Below are 16,312 nucleotides of genomic sequence, written 5' to 3' on the forward strand. Positions count from 1 at the left end.
CCACCTGAAGGCTTGATCGCCGGAGCCGCGCGCTCACCTTCGGCACGCGAGCCGTCACCGCCGGTGGCACCCTGACCTTGCCCGATCGCCGAAAAAACTCCCCCAGGTCATGCAACCCGGCGGCGCACACGTGGCGTGAGTAACCCGGTACCCGCAGACAGGGGGAGATCTGATGAGTGACCGGGACGCCGCGTTCCAGGAGTACTTCGCGGCCCGTTCCGACGCCATGCGCGGCACGGCGTACCTGCTGTGCGGCGACTGGCATCGCGCGGAAGATCTCGTGCAGCAGGCGTTCACGAAGCTCTATCTGGCGTGGCGCCGCATTGAGCGGCACGAGGCGTTGGACGCCTACACCAGGCAGATCCTGGTGCGGACGTTCCTGTCCGAGCGACGGCGCGGGTGGTTCCGGTTCGAGTCGACGGCCGAGGAGCCGGCCGACTCGGCGGCTCCGTCAGCCCCCCACCCCGAGGACCGAATGGTGTTGCTGGAGGCGCTGGCGAAGGTGCCTCCGAAGCAGCGCGCGTGCCTCGTCCTGCGGTACTGGGAGGACATGTCGGTCGAACAGACGGCAGTCGTCCTCAAATGTTCGGAAGGAACGGTCAAGAGCCAGGCCGCGCGGGGGCTGCAGACGCTGCGCGGCCTGCTCTCACAGCAGGAGAGGGTTCGATGAACGAACAGGACCTCAGGAACGCTTTCGAGCACGTGCTGGTGGCGAGCAGCCCGCCGCCGCCGATGGACCCCGGCCAGGCTCTCGGCGTGGCGCACCGGGCCAGGTCGAAGCGCAGGGCCTCCCTGGTGGGTGCTGCCGTCGCGGTGCTCGTCGTGGGGCTCGGTGTGGGGACGGCTCTGGCGGTGAACCCCGGTCTGCGCCGGGACGTCGTGGCGGGTGCCGGCAAGATCCTGCCGACTTCGGTGTGGGGCCCGAAGTGGCCCGCCGGCCAGACCGATCGCACCGCCACCAGCGGGCCGCAGGCGGACCGGGCGCAGAAGCTGCTCGAAGAGCTGAAAGGCGTTGTGCCGCCGGGGTACGAGGCCGTCCAGCTGAAGTCCGCCGGCGGGCGCGACATGCAGACCACCCAGGGGCAGGTGGCGTCCGACCGCGGTGAGACCCCCGAGGTCTGGGAGTACACGGCCCAGACACCGATGCGCAAGGACGGCAAGGTGGGCTGGCTGCTCGCCGAGGTGTCCACGCCCAACCCGGCGTTGCCCGACGAACCGTGCGAGCTGGCCAAGACGTTCTGGGGCATGGGCGGCGAGTGCCAGGTGCTGGACGTCGGCGGCCTGCGGGTCGGAGTCGTGCGGCACAACACGAGCGACCGCGACCAGTTCGACAAGTGGGCGACCTATCGCGCGCTGGACGGCACGGTCGTGACGATCGCGCAGGACGACAAGTACAACGGCGGTGAATATCCGGAACTCGACGTGCCGGTTTTCACCGAGCAACAGCTGGCCGGGCTGGCGACCGACCCGCGGTTCCGCGTCGGCGGCTGAGTGGTCTGTTGTGCTGAGAGCGGTCACGTTTGTGGCCGCTCTCTCTCGTTGCTCTATTCGGGTGTTTTGGCAGGTAGAGTGCCGTCCTGCAATGCGCACCCTTCTCATCGACAACTACGACTCGTTCACGTTCAACCTCTTTCAGCACATCGCCGAGGTGAACGGAGCCGAGCCCGTGGTCGTCCACAACGACGACCCGCGCTTCCGGCTTGCCTCACTGCGGTCGTTCGACAACGTGGTGATCTCGCCCGGACCGGGCCGGCCTGGTAATCCCGCCGACTTCGGCATCTGCCGCGCGGTGATCGACCACGCCGAGATTCCGTTGCTCGGCGTGTGTTTGGGGCATCAGGGGCTATGCCTTTCCTATGGCGCCGTGGTGGGCCCTGCGCCCGTACCGCGCCACGGGATCGTCTCGCCTGTCACACACACGGGCTTCGACGTGTTCGCCGGGCTGCCGTCGCCGTTGGACGTCGTGCGCTACCACTCGTTGGCGGTCACGGACCTGCCTTCCTCGTTGGAAGCCATCGCGTGGAGCGACGACTCCGTGCTGATGGGTGTGCGCGCTCTCGACAGGCCCGCGTGGGGAGTGCAGTTCCACCCGGAGTCGATCTGCACTGACTTCGGACGCGAGATGCTCGCGAACTTCGCCGCGCTGACGCCCACTCGAACCGCTGCCGTAGCCGAACCAGCGCAGGTTCGTCCAGCGCCTCAGAAGCGCCCTGTGCACGTCCGGCGCCTCGACCTGGCCGTCGATGCGGAAGCGGCGTTCGCAGCGCTCTACCGGGCTTCTGAGACGTCGTTCTGGCTGGACAGCGGGTCCGGTGGGCGGTTCTCGTTCATGGGGGACGCTTCCGGGCCTCTCGCGCGCGTTGCGCAGTACTCCGTGCCGGACCAGGTGCTCACTCTCGACGGTGCGCACGTACCGTGTCCGTCCTTCTTCTCGTGGATGGACGACGACATCGCGGCGTGGGGAGTTGAACAACCCGATGTGCCGTTCGACTTCGCACTTGGGTGGGTCGGATACCTCGGCTACGAGCTGAAGGCGCAGTGCGGCGGCGACTACGCCCACCGTGCGGAACAACCTGACGCGTCGTTCGTGTTCGCGGACCGTGCGGTGGTCATCGATCACGTTGATGAGTGCGTCTATTTGATGTCGCTGACCGATGACACGTGGTTCGGCGAGGTTTCGGCCGTTCTGGCGGATCTGCGGCCGTTGGAGGAGCCTTCCCGGCCCGTCGTGTCCGCGGTGACGCTGCGGCATCCGCGCGCGCACTACCTGAAGCTGATCAGCGCGTGCCAGGAAGCGATCACGGCGGGGGAGACGTACGAGGCGTGCCTGACGAACATGATGTCGTGGCGGGCGTCGCTGGACACTTGGGACACTTATCGGCTGCTTCGCGCCGCTAATCCCGTTCCGTTCGGTGCGTTGCTGCGTTTCGGTGAACTGTCCGTGCTCAGCACGTCACCCGAACGATTTATCAAGGTCGACCGGCACGGTGTCGTGGAGTCATCGCCGATCAAGGGCACACGGCCGCGTGGTGTTGATGCGGCGGACGACGAGATGTTGCGCACAACGTTGGCCCGTTCGGTCAAGGACCGGGCGGAGAACCTGATGATCGTGGACCTGGTCCGCAACGATCTCGGCACGTGCGCGGAAGTGGGTTCGGTCGAGGTGACGCGGTTGTTCGACGTCGAGACCTACGCGACCGTACACCAATTGGTGAGCACCGTGCGGGCGAGACTTCGACCGGACAGTTCTGCCGTCCGATGTGTTCGAGCCGCGTTTCCCGGTGGTTCGATGACCGGTGCCCCGAAGATCCGGACCATGCAGATCCTTGATGGGTTGGAAGCCGGTCCACGCGGGGTGTACTCGGGAGCCCTCGGTTACTTCTCGCTCAACGGCGCCGCCGACTTCAGCATCGTCATCCGAACGCTCGTGACGAACGGCGACCAGGTCAGTTTCGGCGTGGGCGGAGCTGTCATCTCGCTGTCGGACCCCGACGAGGAATTCGAGGAGACAGCGGTCAAGGCGACTGCGGTGTTACGCCTGTTCGGAGCGCACTTTCCCGGTCGTTGATCCCACGTTCCGGGGATAGTGTGAACAGACCGGACTGTGTTCGTGCCTGATGGTTTAACACGTCGGCCGGCGGCCCGGCCGACGTGTGGAAACCTCGCGTGTTTGCGCAGGTCAGGAGGCGTGCGCTTCCTGGAACTGCACAACCAGGTTCTGCGGAATGCGGCCGCGGTCCGAGATCTGGTGCCCCTGTGCCCGGGCCCAGTCACGAATGCGCTGCGCCTCAGCCTTGTCGGTGGCCTTCACCGTGGACTTGCCGGTGCCCTTGCGCTGCTTGCGGCCACCCGCACGACGCGCCTTGGCGACGAAGTCCGCCAGCGACTCGCGAAGCCGCTCCGCATTTCCCTTCGACAGGTCGATGGCGTACTCGACACCGTCAAGTGCGAAGGTCACGGTCTCGTCGGCTTCTCCGCCGTCGAGGTCGTCGATGAGTTGGACGACGGTCTGCTGTGCCACTGTTCCTCCGTTGGGTACTCACATAGCACGCGGATCCTCGACGTAACCACGTGCTCCGGCAACACCATAGTCCAGATGAGGAAAAACGGCGAACCTTTCGCCGCTAAAATGTGACCCAACCGCCCAGTCGGGTCATTTACCCCGGGAAACCGGAGGGGTGTTATGGGTCCAAAATGTGCAGCTAGTCGTCTCACTTCGACCTGTTGCTGGGCTTGCTGGCCGCTTCACCATTCCCGCTGACGGAGCAGCGTCGCACTTAACGCACCCCCATCCGGTGCGGGTATCCTCGACATACCCGCCAGGGGTAGGGAAGGTCAGGGGCCGATGCACGGGTACACCGCGGACAAGGACGCATACCTCAAGCGACTGCGCCGCATCGAGGGACAGATCCGCGGCCTCCAGCGCATGGTCGAGAACGACGAATACTGCATCGACGTGCTGACCCAGATCTCCGCCGCCACGAAGGCGCTGCAGGCGGTCTCGCTGGGGTTGCTCGACGAGCACCTGAAGCATTGTGTGGCGCAGGCCGCCGCGGAAGGTGGCCCGGTCGCCGAGGCCAAGCTGGCGGAAGCGTCAGCGGCCATCGGACGTCTCGTAAAGTCGTAGAGCCCCCGCGCGAAAGTTGCTGGCGTGATCCGCTAGAGTTCACACAGCTACGCCCCCGTAGCCCAATCGGCAGAGGCAGCGGACTCAAAATCCGTCCAGTGTGCGTTCGAGTCGCACCGGGGGCATCGTTCGACCGGGCGGTCTCTGTTCGCGGAAAGCGCGAACCGGAGGCCGCCCGAGTGTTTTCTGGGGGTACAACCCCCAGACCCCGTCCGGCGGGCTACGCCCCCGGACCCCCGACGGGTGCGTGTGGATGTTGTCCGAGCCCCGCTTCTGGTATCCACTTTGGACATATCGTGGGTGTATTGGAATTCGGATACGTGCTGGCGACGCCGTGTTTCGTTGACTTGCTCCGACCTTGGCTCTACTGGGGAGGAGCGGGACATTGGCCGGAGACTGGGATCGGCGTTCGGTGCTGCGTGCGGCGGCGGTGCTGGCCGCTGGGGCGCCGCTGCTGGGCGGGACGGCTCTCGCGCAGGCCGGGGGCGACGCGGACGCGTTGTTCAAGGCCGGGAAGTTCGAGCAGGCAGGCCGTGCGTACGAGGAAATTCTCAAGCGCGACCCGCAGAACGTGCACGCCGCCAGTCAGCGCGGGTATGTGGCGCTGTTGAGCAACAGGTTCTCGGAGGCCGAGGAGTACCTGGGTGCGGCTGTCGCGCTGGCGCCTGCGGACAAGGCGATCAACCGCGTGCTGGCCGACTGCTTCACCCGGCAGGACAAGCTCGGCCAGGCCGCTCCGCACTTGCGCGCGGCCGGTGCGGAGGCCGAGGCCGAGTGGTGCGAGGCGTTTCGCGGGCAGCCGTACGAGATCCGCGGTGACACCGCGCGGTTGCCGTGGCTGCAGATGGACCCGATTCCGCAGGTGGAGGGTTCGCTCAACGGCGGACCGCCCAAGCGCCTCTCCTTCTACACGCGCGTGGGTCCGTTGAACGTGTCCGCGCGGGTCGCCGAGGAGGCGGGGATCCAGGTGGTTGCCAAGGAGAAGGTCGAGTACCTGGACAAGTGGTTCTACTACGGGATCCTGGACTCGTTCCGCCTGGGCGAGATCGAGCTGCGCAACATTCCCGTGCACTGGTCGGACGGTGAGCCGAGTGCCGACTCGGACGGCATCTTCGGCACGTCGATCTTCTACCACCTCCTGACGACCGTCGACTACGCCGGCCGTCAGCTGATCCTGCGCCGCCGCACGCCGGAGAACTCCCGGCAGGCACGCATTGCCGCCGAACGCGCGGGTGCCGAGCCGTTGCCGCTGTGGCTCGTCCGCGACCACCTGATCTTGAGCAGGGGCAGCTTCGCCGACTCCGGGCCGCGCGTGGCGGGACTGCACATCGGAGGCACCGGCAGCAACGTCGCGGGCGTGTTCCGAGGCACTGCCGAGGAGTTGGGCATCCGGATCGACCACGAGCGGCCGGAGGAGTCGGCGGCGGGCGGTCTGCCGATCACCGTGTACCCGTGTTATCCGAAGGAAGTGCGGCTCGGCAACGCCTTCGCCAAGGGTGCGTACAGCGTCACGAGTGAGCGGAACCTGCACGACGGGCACGGGTTCGACGTGCTGGGGGACTTCGCGCACAGCTTCTACAAGCCTTACAACGTCACGCTCGACTTCACCGCCATGAAGGTCTACCTCGCACGTGGCCCGGCCTGATGGACCGCGAGGGACGTCCGGAGTGGACCCCGTCGCATCGTCCCCTGAGGACATTCAACATCGCTTTGCCCACAACGAACTTTGGTCTGAACCACACGGGACTCCCTTTCGCGTAGTTGATCAACTCCGAACGGCGGAGTGCACGGCGCCTGCTGACCGATACGGTCGTCAAAGTTTCAACGACCGCGTCGGGAGCCCTTGGTGGTGCGGAAGTTCTTGTCATTTCTCATGGTTCTCCTCACCTGCGCGTGCGCGGAGAGCCCGGCACCACCTCCGGTCACCCGCGTGCCGTCGCGGCAGCCGACGTTGATCACGGAGGCGCGGCAGAACGTGCCGCGGTTCGTGCGCGAGATCGTCGACGGGCGCACTGTCGAGCTGGACGACGGGCAACGCGTCCGGATCTCGTTGCTCGCGGAGCCGGCTGTGTGCTGGGCGGCCGCGGCGATCGCGTTCGCCACCAAGACGTTGCTGGTGCGGCCTGTCCGGGTCACGACGGTGGAGCCCGGCGAGGTGAACCTGGAGCTCGACGACGGGACCGACTACGCGTTGCTCGCGGTCCGGGAAGGTGTGTTGCGGGCGCAGGGTGCGGCCGGTGAGATCGCGGAAGCGGAACAGCGTGCGGCGCGCGAGAATCGTGGCCTGTGGGGATTGCCCTGCAACGGAATGGATGCCACGCCGACAACGACCGCGGTGCCCTCGGCGACGACGCCTCCCAAGCGAATCCAGCCGCAACCGACCACGACTGCGCCGCCGCCTCCGCCTCCTCCGGTTGTGACGACTCCGCCGCCGCCTCCCGCGCCGCCGTGCAAGGTGTCGTACCGGATCGAGGGGCAGTGGCCGGGCGGGTTCAAGGGCGGCGTGACGATCAAGAACACCGGCCGCACGGCGATCAACGGGTGGGCGCTCGGATGGTCGTTCAGCGACGGGCAGACCGTCCAGCAGATGTGGAACGCGTCGGCGTCGCAGCGGGGTGCGGCCGTCAGCGCGACCAACGCGTCCTACGTGGCGACGATCGCGCCCGGTGGTGAGGTGTCGCTCGGGTTCCTCGGGTCGATGCGCGACCGGAACACGGCTCCGCGGTCGTTCACGCTCAACGGAACGGCCTGCGCGACGGGCTGAGGTGTTGGTCTCGGCGATCGAACGTGGCAAGATAAATTACTAATTAACCACGTACTCGATCATGTCAGGGACTAACCGTGCAGGTCACAATGGCTGTGCCGCTGTACGTCGAGGTCGACAACGGGCTCGGCGGGCGCTGGACGTCGCTGCGCACCGCCCGCCGTGAGTGGCTCTGGCACCGGCCTGACCCGGCCCGCGCGGGCGTGCGACCAGGCGATCCGTTCGTCGATGCGGGCGGCCTGGAGGAGTGCGTGCCGACCGTGCGCGGCCTTCCCGATCACGGGGACGCGTGGAGCAGGCCGTGGGATGAGAGCGGTGTCCGCTGCCCGGAGTTCCAGCTCCGCCGCCGCATCGACACCGAGGACGGCGCGGTCATCGTCGGCTACGAGCTCACCGCCGAGCCCGGCTACCGGTTCGTGTGGGCCGCGCACGCGTTGCTCGACGTCAGCGCCGAAGCTCGTCTCGTCGCGCCCGAAAGCCCTGTCCTGATCACCGACCCGGCGCCGGTCCTGAAGCGGTGGCCGGCCGGACTGGACACCCTCGGCCCGGACGACGGCACGGCGGTCGGTGCGGTGCTGGAGAGCGATCGGATCCGTGTGGTGGATGGAGATCACCAACTCGACATGCACGTCGAATGCGCGGATCAACCGGTGTCGATCGCGTTGTGGCGAAATCTGAAGGGCTGGCCGGACATATACCCGTACCGCAGCGTCGGCGTGGAACCGATGCTCGGCAGGACGTTCGACCGCGAGGACACGACGAGACCCGTGGCGATCGTGCCCGCGAGCGGAATCGTGCGGTGGCGCCTGACCCTCACCGCCTTCGAGGAAGGAACCGCATGACCGACGTGCTGACCCTGGGCGAGACCATGGGTGCGTTCCGGGCCACCGGGCCGTTCCGCCTCGGTGGCACCGCGGAACTGACGATCGCGGGCGCGGAGTCCAACGTGGCCATCGGCGTCGCCCGGCTCGGCCACGCCGTGCGGTGGGTCGGGGTGACGGGTGAGGACGAGATCGGCGAGCTCGTCCGGCGCACGTTGTTCGCCGAGCAGGTCGAGGTCAGCGGCCGAACCGCGCAGGCCAGGACCGGCTTGATCCTCTTCGAACCGCGCACCGCCGACATCACCAGGGTTCTCTACTACCGCAGCGGATCCGCCGGGTCGCAACTGTCCACGAAGGACGTCACGAGAGCGTTCGACGTCAGCGTGCCCAAGATCGTGCACGTCACCGGCATCACCTGCGCGTTGAGCGAGTCGGCACGAGCAGCGGTCACCGAGGCCGTCAACCTCGGCCGGGAAGCGGGCAGCACGGTGAGCCTCGACGTGAACTTCCGCTCCAAGCTGTGGTCGGCGGACGAGGTGGCCAGGGCGATCCGTCCACTTCTGACACGCGTGGACCTGTTGATCGCCTCCGACGACGAGCTGGCGATCGCAGGTGATGATCACAACATCGGACAAGTGGTGGTCAAACACGGCGCGGACGGCGCTACCGCACGTACGTCAGAAGGTGAGTGGACAGCGCCGGCCCACCGGGTCACCGCCGTCGACACCACGGGCGCGGGAGACGCGTTCGTGGCCGGATATCTGTCCGGCCTCCTCGACGGCCTGAGCCCGGAACACCGCCTGCACCGCGGCACCGCCGTCGCCGCGTTCGCCGTCGCCACGCCCGGCGACTGGCAGGGCCTGCCCACCCGCACCGACCTCGCCCTTCTGGACCTGCAATCAGGGAGCACCGTCCGATGACGTTGACGCAGTGGAACTTCGAGCAACTGGAACTCGGCGAAGGCGCTCGCTGGATCAACGGGAAACTCGTCGTCGTCGATCTCCTGGCCGGACGCGTGCTGGAGACCCGCGGCGACGTTCCCGCGCCGTTCCAGGAGATCGCGAAGCTCGACGTCCCGGTCGGCGCCGTCGCCCCGTCCGAGCAGGGACTCATGGCGGCCAAGGGAGCCGGTGCCGGACTCCTCGACGGCCCGACGCTGGAGTCCTTCGCCGGCGAGGGCATGCGCGTGAACGACGCTGTGGCCGACCCGGCAGGCCGCTTCTGGGTCACGACGATGGCGTACGACACCGAACCCGGCACCGGCGCACTGCACCGCCTCGGCACGCCGTCTCCGGTCCTCAAAGGACTCACGATCCCGAACGGACCGGCGTTCTCCCACGACGGCACGCTGATGTACCTGGCGGACAGCGCCCGCGGCATCGTGCACCGGTTCGACGTCGACACCGACGGCGAGCTGAGCGGCCGCCGCGTCTTCCTGCACGCCCCGCACCACACCCCGGACGGCATGACCACGGACGTCGCGGGCAACGTGTGGATCGCGTTCTGGGGCGCGAGTGTCGTGCGCCGCTACCGCCCGGACGGCTGGCTGGACCACGAGATCCGCCTCCCCGCGAAGCAACCGACGAGCGTCTGCCTCGGCGGCAAGGACCTGGGCAGGCTCTTCATCACCACCGCGAAGCACGGCCTGCGCCGCCCGACCCTGCACGACGGCGCGCTGTTCGCCGTCGACGTCGACATCCCCGGCCGACCGGCGAACGCCTACGTGCCTGCTGTGGGCTGATCTGCCCACAGCAGAGAAAGCGGCGCGGAACCAGACCTGCCCGGCATCGTCAAGCACATGACGAACAACGAGAGGCTCTTCAGCTCTGGGCTGCGGGAACGGTTCTTCGCTCAGCGGGTGCTGATTCTCGACGGCGCGCTCGACGACGACAACGGCACGGTGCTGGCGACCCAGATGCTGTCGCTGGCGAGCGAGGATCCACGGCAGGACATCGCGCTGTGGATCCACTCGCCGGGTGGTTCGGTGCCCGCGATGCTGGCGATCCGCGACGTCATGCGGCTGGTGCCGTGCGACGTCGCGACGCTGGCGCTCGGGCTCGCGTGCAGTGCCGGGCAGTTCCTGCTCTCCGCCGGTACCAAGGGAAAGCGGTTCGCCCTGCCGCACGCGCGGATCCTGATGCACCAGGGCAGTGCGGGCATCGGTGGTTCGGCCGTCGAGGTCGAGGTGCAGGCGGACGACCTGCGCCACACCAGGGACACCGTGCTCGGCCTGATCGCCGAGGACACCGGCCAGCCGTTCGACCGGATCTTCACCGACTCGCTGCACGACAGGTGGTTCACCACCGCGCAGGCCAGTGAGTACGGGTTCATCGACCACGTCGTCAGCGATCTCGGACAGGTCGTCCCCGTCCGCACGCATCAGCTGGGACTGCACGCGGGAGCTGTCGCATGAGCACCTACACCATTCCCAACGTCATCACGCGGGACTCGCGCGGCGAGCGCGTCATGGACGTCTACTCGCACCTCCTCTCCGAACGGATCGTCTACCTCGGCACCGGGATCGACTCCGGCGTGGCCAACGCGTTGATCGCCCAGCTGCTGCACCTGGAGGCGGACAACCCGGACCTGGAGATCAACCTCTACATCAACTGCGAGGGCGGCGACCCGTCCGCGATGCTCGCGCTCTACGACACCATGCGCTACATCAACGCGCCGGTGGCGACGACGTGCGTCGGGCAAGCGGTTGCGGCAGGCGCGGTGCTGCTCGCCGCTGGCGCGGAGGGGCGCCGGGTCGTCCTCCCGCACTCCAGGGTCGTACTGCACCAGCCCGCGGCGCAGGGGCGTGGCGCGATCCCGGACCTGATCCTCGCGGCGGACGAGGTGGTGCGGGTGCGCACGCAGCTGGAGGACATCCTGTCCCGCCACACCGGCCGGAGCGTGGCCGAACTGCGCCACGACACCGACCGCGACCGCGTGTTCGACGCGCCGAGCGCCATCGAGTACGGGCTCGCGGACAGGGTGATCGAGCAGCGTTAGGCCACAGCCATGAGCACCGGCCCGGACGGACGGCCGACCGGTCGCGAAGTCATGAACTGCTGACTGCGCACGACGTACTGGGAGCGGACCTGGCCGGCGACACCGATCAACAGGTCGGCCAGGTCAATACCTAAAGCACCGGTGACCGCCGCGATCATCTCGCTCGACGGCTCCTTGCGGCCGCGTTCGATCTCGGACAGGTACTGCACCGAGATGCCCGCGCGTTCGGCCACGTCGACCAGCCGGTCGCCGCGAGCCTCCCTGGTCTCACGCAGCTTGCGGCCCAAGGCCTCACGCCACAACGGCTCGGGTGCGCGCTTGAAGTCCAGGATCTCCGCCATTTCCTCATGGTGACAGCACTCCGACCACGGCAAAGGGGCGTTCTGCTGTCAGCCGAAAGACCGCCCTAAAACCACTCAAAGGTGGCTGAAAGACCTCTGAGCAGGCTCCTCCCGGCACAACAAGACACCACCAAAGGGGAGAAACCAGCATGAGAATGCTCATCGGTCTGGGCGCCGCCACCCTCGCCGCGATCGCGATGCCCGCGGTCGCCCACGCCACGCCGCACACCACGGTGTACGTGAACAACCACCAGCTGGTCGTCGAGGGCGAGGCCGGCAAGACCAACAACATCGTGGTCGCGCTGGACACCGCGAGCCACAACCTCACCATCACCGACTCCGGTGACCTGCTGGCCGTGGGCGCCGGATGTGCGCTCACCAACGACATCGTGCGGTGCGCTTACGAGTCGGGCACCACGAAGCTGATCACGTCGGTGCGGGTCAACGCGGGTGACCTGAACGACCGCATCGCGATCAACTACGACAACACCAACGCCGACGCGATGCCCGCCTACGTCTACGGCGAAGAGGGCAACGACGTCATCGAGACCCGCGCCAAGGGCACGATCAGCGGCGGCGACGGCATCGACACGCTGCGCCCGAAGCGTGGCGGCGTGTCCGTGTACGGCGGTGCGGGCGTGGACCGCGTCGACTACAACAGCGGCAGTGCGCTGCACCCGAACTCGGGTGTCTCAGCGACCATCGGCTCGGGCACCGACGACGGCTACGACACGTTGGCGCTCAAGGACTACGTGGCGAGCGACGTGGAGAACCTGACCGGCACCAACTTCGTCGACCACCTGGTCGGCAGCCCGGTGGCCAACAACATCCTCGCGCTGGGCGGCAACGACCTCATCTGGGGTCTGGCCGGCAACGACACGCTCAACGGCGGTCTCGGCGTGGACACCTGCCTCGACGCCGAGGACGGCGACGTTCTCGTCAGCTGCCCCTGATTTGGGAGAACGCCGACTTTAAGGCGGCCTTAATCGAGCGCGGCATCCTTCGGGTCCGCGGGCTGACCAGGCCCGCGGACCCGAAGGGGGATGGACGTGAAGGTGATGAGCACGGCCCTGCTCGTACTGGGTCTGACCAGTCCGGCGGTCGCGCACGCGGCGACTGACGACGTGGTGGCGGTGCAGGCCGTCAGTCCCGAGTCGTCGTCGGCCAAGTCCGTGTCGGTCAGCTGCCCGAGCGGCACGAAGGTCGTCGGGGTCGGCGGTTCGGTCACGGGTGAGCGCACGACGATCACTCGCGTGCGGCCGAGCGACGACCTGAGCAGCGTCGAGGTCACGGCGGTCGAGCACGGTGCGGGGACCGTGCAGCAGTGGACGGTCAAGGCGCGGGCGAAGTGCGCGCCGGGCGAGGTCACCCTGGTGGCCAAGAGCGGCACGAAGAACGCCGAGGCCCAGTGCCCCGGCCAGCAGAAAGCGCTCGGCGTCGGCGGGGAGATCGCGGACAACGGCGTGCACTTCACGAAGATGGCGCCCAAGAGCAACCTCAAGAGCGCCGTGATCGAGACGTCCGGTGACGCGGACGTGACGGCGTACGCGATCTGCGGTACCAGGCCCGGCCTGGTCCTGCGCGGCGGCACCACGTCGGTCGTGATGACCAAGACCGGGACGAAAGGCGTTGCCTGTCAGGGTGACGAGCAGGTGATCAGCGCCGGCGGTGCGGTCGGCAGCAGCGCGATCATCTCCGACGTCGAACCGGTCGGGCCCGGCGCGACCGTCACGGGTGAGGCGGCGGACGCGCAGGGCCAGGCCATCCGCTGGTCGATCACGCCCTACGCGGTGTGCTCGCAGTAAAAGGCCGCGGGTCGACCTCGATCTCGCGCATCCGCGTGACGTAGGTCTGGTAACACCTCCTCGCCTCCCCGTGACTCCCTCCGGCGGCGAGGACGCGCACCAGCATCAGGTGCGCAGGCTCGTCGTACGGGTCGCGTTCCAGTACGCGCAGGCAATACCTGCTGGCCAGCGCGTACTCCCCACCGGACTCGGCCCGTGCGGCGAGCACCGCCACGACCTGCAGGTAGATCAACCGGGCTTCCTCCCGCAGCCGCCCGGCCCAGTCCTCGTACGGGTCTTCCTCCAGGAAGTCACCGTGATACGCGGACTCCGCGGCTGCCAGCAGTGACTGAGCTTCCGACGAGTTGCGTTGTGCCGCAGCGAGTCCAGCGCGTGCGTCGGCCAGGAACGCCACCACGTCGACGGGCAGCACGTCCGGGTCGAGCCGGATCGCGTCGCCCTCCGCCACGATTCCCGTGCCGGCCCTCAGCACACTGCGAGCCGTGGACAACGCGACCGCGAGCCGGTTCGCGACCTTCTCCGGTTCCTCGTCCGGCCACAACAGGTTTCCGAGCGCCTCCCGGGTGATCGGCCGTCCGCGCCGGGCGATGAGGATCTTCACCAGGTCCCTGGCCTTGCGCGACTGCCAGGCGGCGGGCGGCAGCGGGTCGCCGTCGCGCAGCACCCGGAACCCGCCCAGCGTCTGGATGAACAGCTCCGGCCTGCTCTCCTTCCGGCACGTCTCGGCAACGCTCGCCGCGGCCTCCGCGAGCACCCGCGCACCAAGATCCGCGGCTTGTCGTCTTGCCTCCGAAGCGAGTTGTTCGCCCGCGGCACCACCGATCAGCATCGCCTGCGCCGTGCGCACCCTGACCTCGCCGAGCGGGTTGCCGATCTCCCGCCACAACGCGAGCGCCTGGTCCAGCAGCACCGGGTCGCGTTCCAGCACTCCGCGCAGCCGCAACGCCCGCGCGAACCCGGCCCGGTCACCGCGCCGGGTCGCGATCTCCGCCGCCTCCTGGCACCGGGCCTTGTCGTGGTCGAGCCACCCCAGCACGAGCAGCGCCGCCACGCTCTCGCCCAGCTCCAACGCTTTGCGGGCGTGCTCACGCGCCAGATCGGGGTCGTCGTCCGAGAACAGCTCGGCCAGTCCGACGTGCGCCAGAATCATGTGCGGCACGGTGTTCTTGGCCGACGCGAGCCGCAACGCCTCGTGCAGCGCGTATCCCGCCAACGCCCGGTCGCCCCGCTTCCGGTGCACCTCGCCCAGATACACCAACGGCGCTGCCGCGAGCCAGCTCCCCGCCGACTCGAAAACCTTTTGCGCCGCATGGAAATCCGCAGCCGCCTCGTCCAGCCGGCCGAGCCCGAGCAACGCCTCGCCGCGGTTGTGCAGCCCGATCGCCCGGTACGTCGCGAACCCGGTGACGTCCGCGAGCGGCAGCATCTCCTCGATCTCCCGCAACGCGGCCCGGTGCTCACCCGCCTCGACGTGGTGCGACGCCCGGTTCGACCGGATGCGGATGACGCCGAGCACGTCGCCGGCCTTCTGCGCGTGGTCCAGCGCGATGTCGTAGTGCTCGGTCAGCTCGTCGCGCTTTCCTTGTGCCGCGGCGACCATCGCGAGCACGGTGTGCGCGGTGCCGATCGCGCAGTCGGTGGTGGCCGTCTCCAACGCCTGAGTCGCCTTGGCCTCCGCCGCTTCCAGGTCGCCCAACGCCCAGTGCGCGCTCGCCGCGGTGCTGAGCAGCATCGGGTCCGAGCTGTCCGCGCAGTCGTCGCAGATCTTCAACGCGTCCTCGGGCCCGCCGCGCAGGTGCTGGATCCACGCCATCCGCCAGGCCAGCTCCGCGGTCAGCCCGTCCTCGGTGGCTTTCGTGAACCGGTCCGCCGCCTGCCGCCACTCGCCGCGCAGCTGATGAGCGACACCTTCGAGCTGCCACACCTCGGCGGTGCGCTGGTCGTCCGGCACCAGCCCGGTCGCCGCGAGCACCGCGTCCGCGCCTTTGGTTCGCAACACGTCGTCGAGCAGCGCGGTGATCCCGGGCCAGTCCTCCAGCGCGGCCAAGGAATCCACCGCCCGCACGTACTCACCACGTGACGTGAACCAACGAGCCGCCGTCCGGTGCACGCCGATCGCCGGTTCCACGTACTCGCGCGCCAGCGGCACCAGCGTGAACCAGCCGGGTTCGGCGCGGACGTGCTCGACGAACAGCCCGCGTCGCGCGAGGTCGGGCAGGATCGCCGGAGCGCCGGAATGCCCAAGCTCCACAAGCAGATCTGTGGTGAATCGATCGAACGCGGCCGCTGTCCTCAACAAGGAGCGTGTCTGTTCCGGTTCTCTGCCGACCACTTCATCGACGAGGTCGGCGAGCTCCTCGACCGTGCCCGTCTCCGCGACGAGCCGTACCGCGATCGGCCACCCGCCGGTCCTCTCGTGCACGTCGTGACCAGCGACCACGGTGGTCTCCTCCACGCTGAACGCCAGCTGGGACGCGGTGATCTCGGTCAGCTCCCCGTCCACCTTCAGGCGCCGCAACGAGAACGGCGGCAGCGCGCGTCCGGACAGGACCAGCCGGGCGCTCGCGGGCAGCTGCAGGCACAACGCCTCCAGCAGCTGAACGGCCGAATCTCCTTGTCTCAGCACCTGGATGTCGTCCAGCACGACCAGCACATCCGACGGCCAGGCGTCGATCAGCAGCCCGGCGACGGCGTGCGCTCGTCCGGCCTCGTCCTCACCGGACACCGCCGGCACGCTGGTCCGGTCGGCCGCCAACGCCAAGGCCATCGGCTGCAACAGCCGATGGCCTTCCTGGCAGGTGTGCCACACCACCGGACGGTCGGTGTGCGCCTGGGTCAGCAGTGTCGTCTTGCCGTAACCGGCTGGTGCGACGAGAGTCGTGAGCCTCGTCGCGCAGAGCAGCCCCTCTAGCCGGGGCCGCCGGATCACCGTTGTCCTCCCACGCCCCAAGATCGTC

The 16,312-nt window shown here is 68.2% G+C and carries 16 protein-coding genes and 1 tRNA gene; 14 read left to right on the forward strand and 3 right to left on the reverse strand.

What is annotated here, in order from left to right; all coding sequences use genetic code 11:
• Positions 1-172 precede the first annotated feature (172 nt).
• The 3 genes from ABZX92_RS07940 to pabB all read left to right on the forward strand — a co-directional run bounded on the left by ABZX92_RS07940 (position 173) and on the right by pabB (position 3,568).
• Positions 173-670: a SigE family RNA polymerase sigma factor gene (locus ABZX92_RS07940; protein WP_355555234.1), complete on the forward strand. Its 498-nt coding sequence runs from the start codon at positions 173-175 to the stop codon at positions 668-670.
• Positions 667-1,491 (forward strand): hypothetical protein, encoded by an 825-nt coding sequence (locus tag ABZX92_RS07945; RefSeq protein ID WP_355555236.1) that lies wholly within the window; start codon positions 667-669, stop codon positions 1,489-1,491. Before ABZX92_RS07940 ends, ABZX92_RS07945 begins: the two co-directional genes overlap by 4 nt.
• Before the next feature lie 91 nt (positions 1,492-1,582).
• Entirely contained in the window at positions 1,583-3,568 is a 1,986-nt protein-coding gene (gene pabB, locus ABZX92_RS07950; protein WP_355555238.1) for an aminodeoxychorismate synthase component I, read from the forward strand.
• 111 nt (positions 3,569-3,679) lie between these two features.
• Here the strand turns inward: pabB and ABZX92_RS07955 are convergent, their stop codons facing one another.
• Positions 3,680-4,021, reverse strand: coding sequence for an Lsr2 family protein (locus ABZX92_RS07955; RefSeq protein ID WP_053737894.1), 342 nt, complete (start codon positions 4,019-4,021; stop codon positions 3,680-3,682).
• Positions 4,022-4,345: 324 nt separating this feature from the next.
• On the opposite strand from ABZX92_RS07955, the gene ABZX92_RS07960 reads away from it, so the two are divergent.
• From ABZX92_RS07960 to ABZX92_RS08000, 9 genes are all read left to right on the forward strand, one after another.
• Positions 4,346-4,627: a metal-sensitive transcriptional regulator gene (locus tag ABZX92_RS07960; RefSeq protein ID WP_045314461.1), complete on the forward strand. Its 282-nt coding sequence runs from the start codon at positions 4,346-4,348 to the stop codon at positions 4,625-4,627.
• Positions 4,628-4,678: 51 nt separating this feature from the next.
• A tRNA-Leu gene (locus ABZX92_RS07965) sits at positions 4,679-4,752 on the forward strand.
• A gap of 260 nt (positions 4,753-5,012) precedes the next feature.
• Positions 5,013-6,272 carry a tetratricopeptide repeat protein gene (locus ABZX92_RS07970; protein ID WP_355555240.1) on the forward strand — a complete coding sequence of 420 codons (1,260 nt, stop codon included), beginning with the start codon at positions 5,013-5,015 and terminating at the stop codon, positions 6,270-6,272.
• A 228-nt stretch (positions 6,273-6,500) separates the two neighbouring features.
• Positions 6,501-7,391 carry a cellulose-binding domain-containing protein gene (locus tag ABZX92_RS07975; RefSeq protein ID WP_355555242.1) on the forward strand — a complete coding sequence of 297 codons (891 nt, stop codon included), beginning with the start codon at positions 6,501-6,503 and terminating at the stop codon, positions 7,389-7,391.
• An 89-nt stretch (positions 7,392-7,480) separates the two neighbouring features.
• On the forward strand, positions 7,481-8,233 hold the full coding sequence (locus tag ABZX92_RS07980; protein ID WP_355555244.1) for a hypothetical protein: 753 nt from the start codon (positions 7,481-7,483) through the stop codon (positions 8,231-8,233).
• On the forward strand, positions 8,230-9,132 hold the full coding sequence (locus ABZX92_RS07985; RefSeq protein WP_355555245.1) for a sugar kinase: 903 nt from the start codon (positions 8,230-8,232) through the stop codon (positions 9,130-9,132). Before ABZX92_RS07980 ends, ABZX92_RS07985 begins: the two co-directional genes overlap by 4 nt.
• Complete coding sequence (locus ABZX92_RS07990) at positions 9,129-9,953, forward strand: SMP-30/gluconolactonase/LRE family protein (RefSeq protein WP_355555246.1); 825 nt, start codon at positions 9,129-9,131, stop codon at positions 9,951-9,953. Before ABZX92_RS07985 ends, ABZX92_RS07990 begins: the two co-directional genes overlap by 4 nt.
• Positions 9,954-10,010: 57 nt before the next feature.
• Entirely contained in the window at positions 10,011-10,625 is a 615-nt protein-coding gene (locus tag ABZX92_RS07995) for an ATP-dependent Clp protease proteolytic subunit (RefSeq protein WP_045314452.1), read from the forward strand.
• Positions 10,622-11,209, forward strand: coding sequence for an ATP-dependent Clp protease proteolytic subunit (locus ABZX92_RS08000; RefSeq protein WP_355555248.1), 588 nt, complete (start codon positions 10,622-10,624; stop codon positions 11,207-11,209). The genes ABZX92_RS07995 and ABZX92_RS08000 overlap by 4 nt, the downstream gene beginning before the upstream one ends.
• On the opposite strand, the gene ABZX92_RS08005 is transcribed toward ABZX92_RS08000, so the two are convergent.
• Positions 11,206-11,550: a helix-turn-helix transcriptional regulator gene (locus ABZX92_RS08005; RefSeq protein ID WP_355555250.1), complete on the reverse strand. Its 345-nt coding sequence runs from the start codon at positions 11,548-11,550 to the stop codon at positions 11,206-11,208. The two genes, ABZX92_RS08000 and ABZX92_RS08005, sit on opposite strands and share 4 nt — an antisense overlap.
• 149 nt (positions 11,551-11,699) lie before the next feature.
• Between ABZX92_RS08005 and ABZX92_RS08010 the strand changes: the two genes are divergently transcribed.
• Complete coding sequence (locus tag ABZX92_RS08010) at positions 11,700-12,503, forward strand: hypothetical protein (protein WP_355555252.1); 804 nt, start codon at positions 11,700-11,702, stop codon at positions 12,501-12,503.
• 105 nt (positions 12,504-12,608) lie between these two features.
• Positions 12,609-13,355 (forward strand): hypothetical protein, encoded by a 747-nt coding sequence (locus ABZX92_RS08015; protein WP_355555254.1) that lies wholly within the window; start codon positions 12,609-12,611, stop codon positions 13,353-13,355.
• On the opposite strand, the gene ABZX92_RS08020 is transcribed toward ABZX92_RS08015, so the two are convergent.
• Entirely contained in the window at positions 13,327-16,284 is a 2,958-nt protein-coding gene (locus ABZX92_RS08020; RefSeq protein WP_355555256.1) for a BTAD domain-containing putative transcriptional regulator, read from the reverse strand. The genes ABZX92_RS08015 and ABZX92_RS08020 overlap by 29 nt on opposite strands.
• Positions 16,285-16,312 lie beyond the last annotated feature (28 nt).

The organism is Lentzea sp. NPDC006480 (genome assembly GCF_040611995.1).
GTDB lineage: Bacteria > Actinomycetota > Actinomycetes > Mycobacteriales > Pseudonocardiaceae > Lentzea.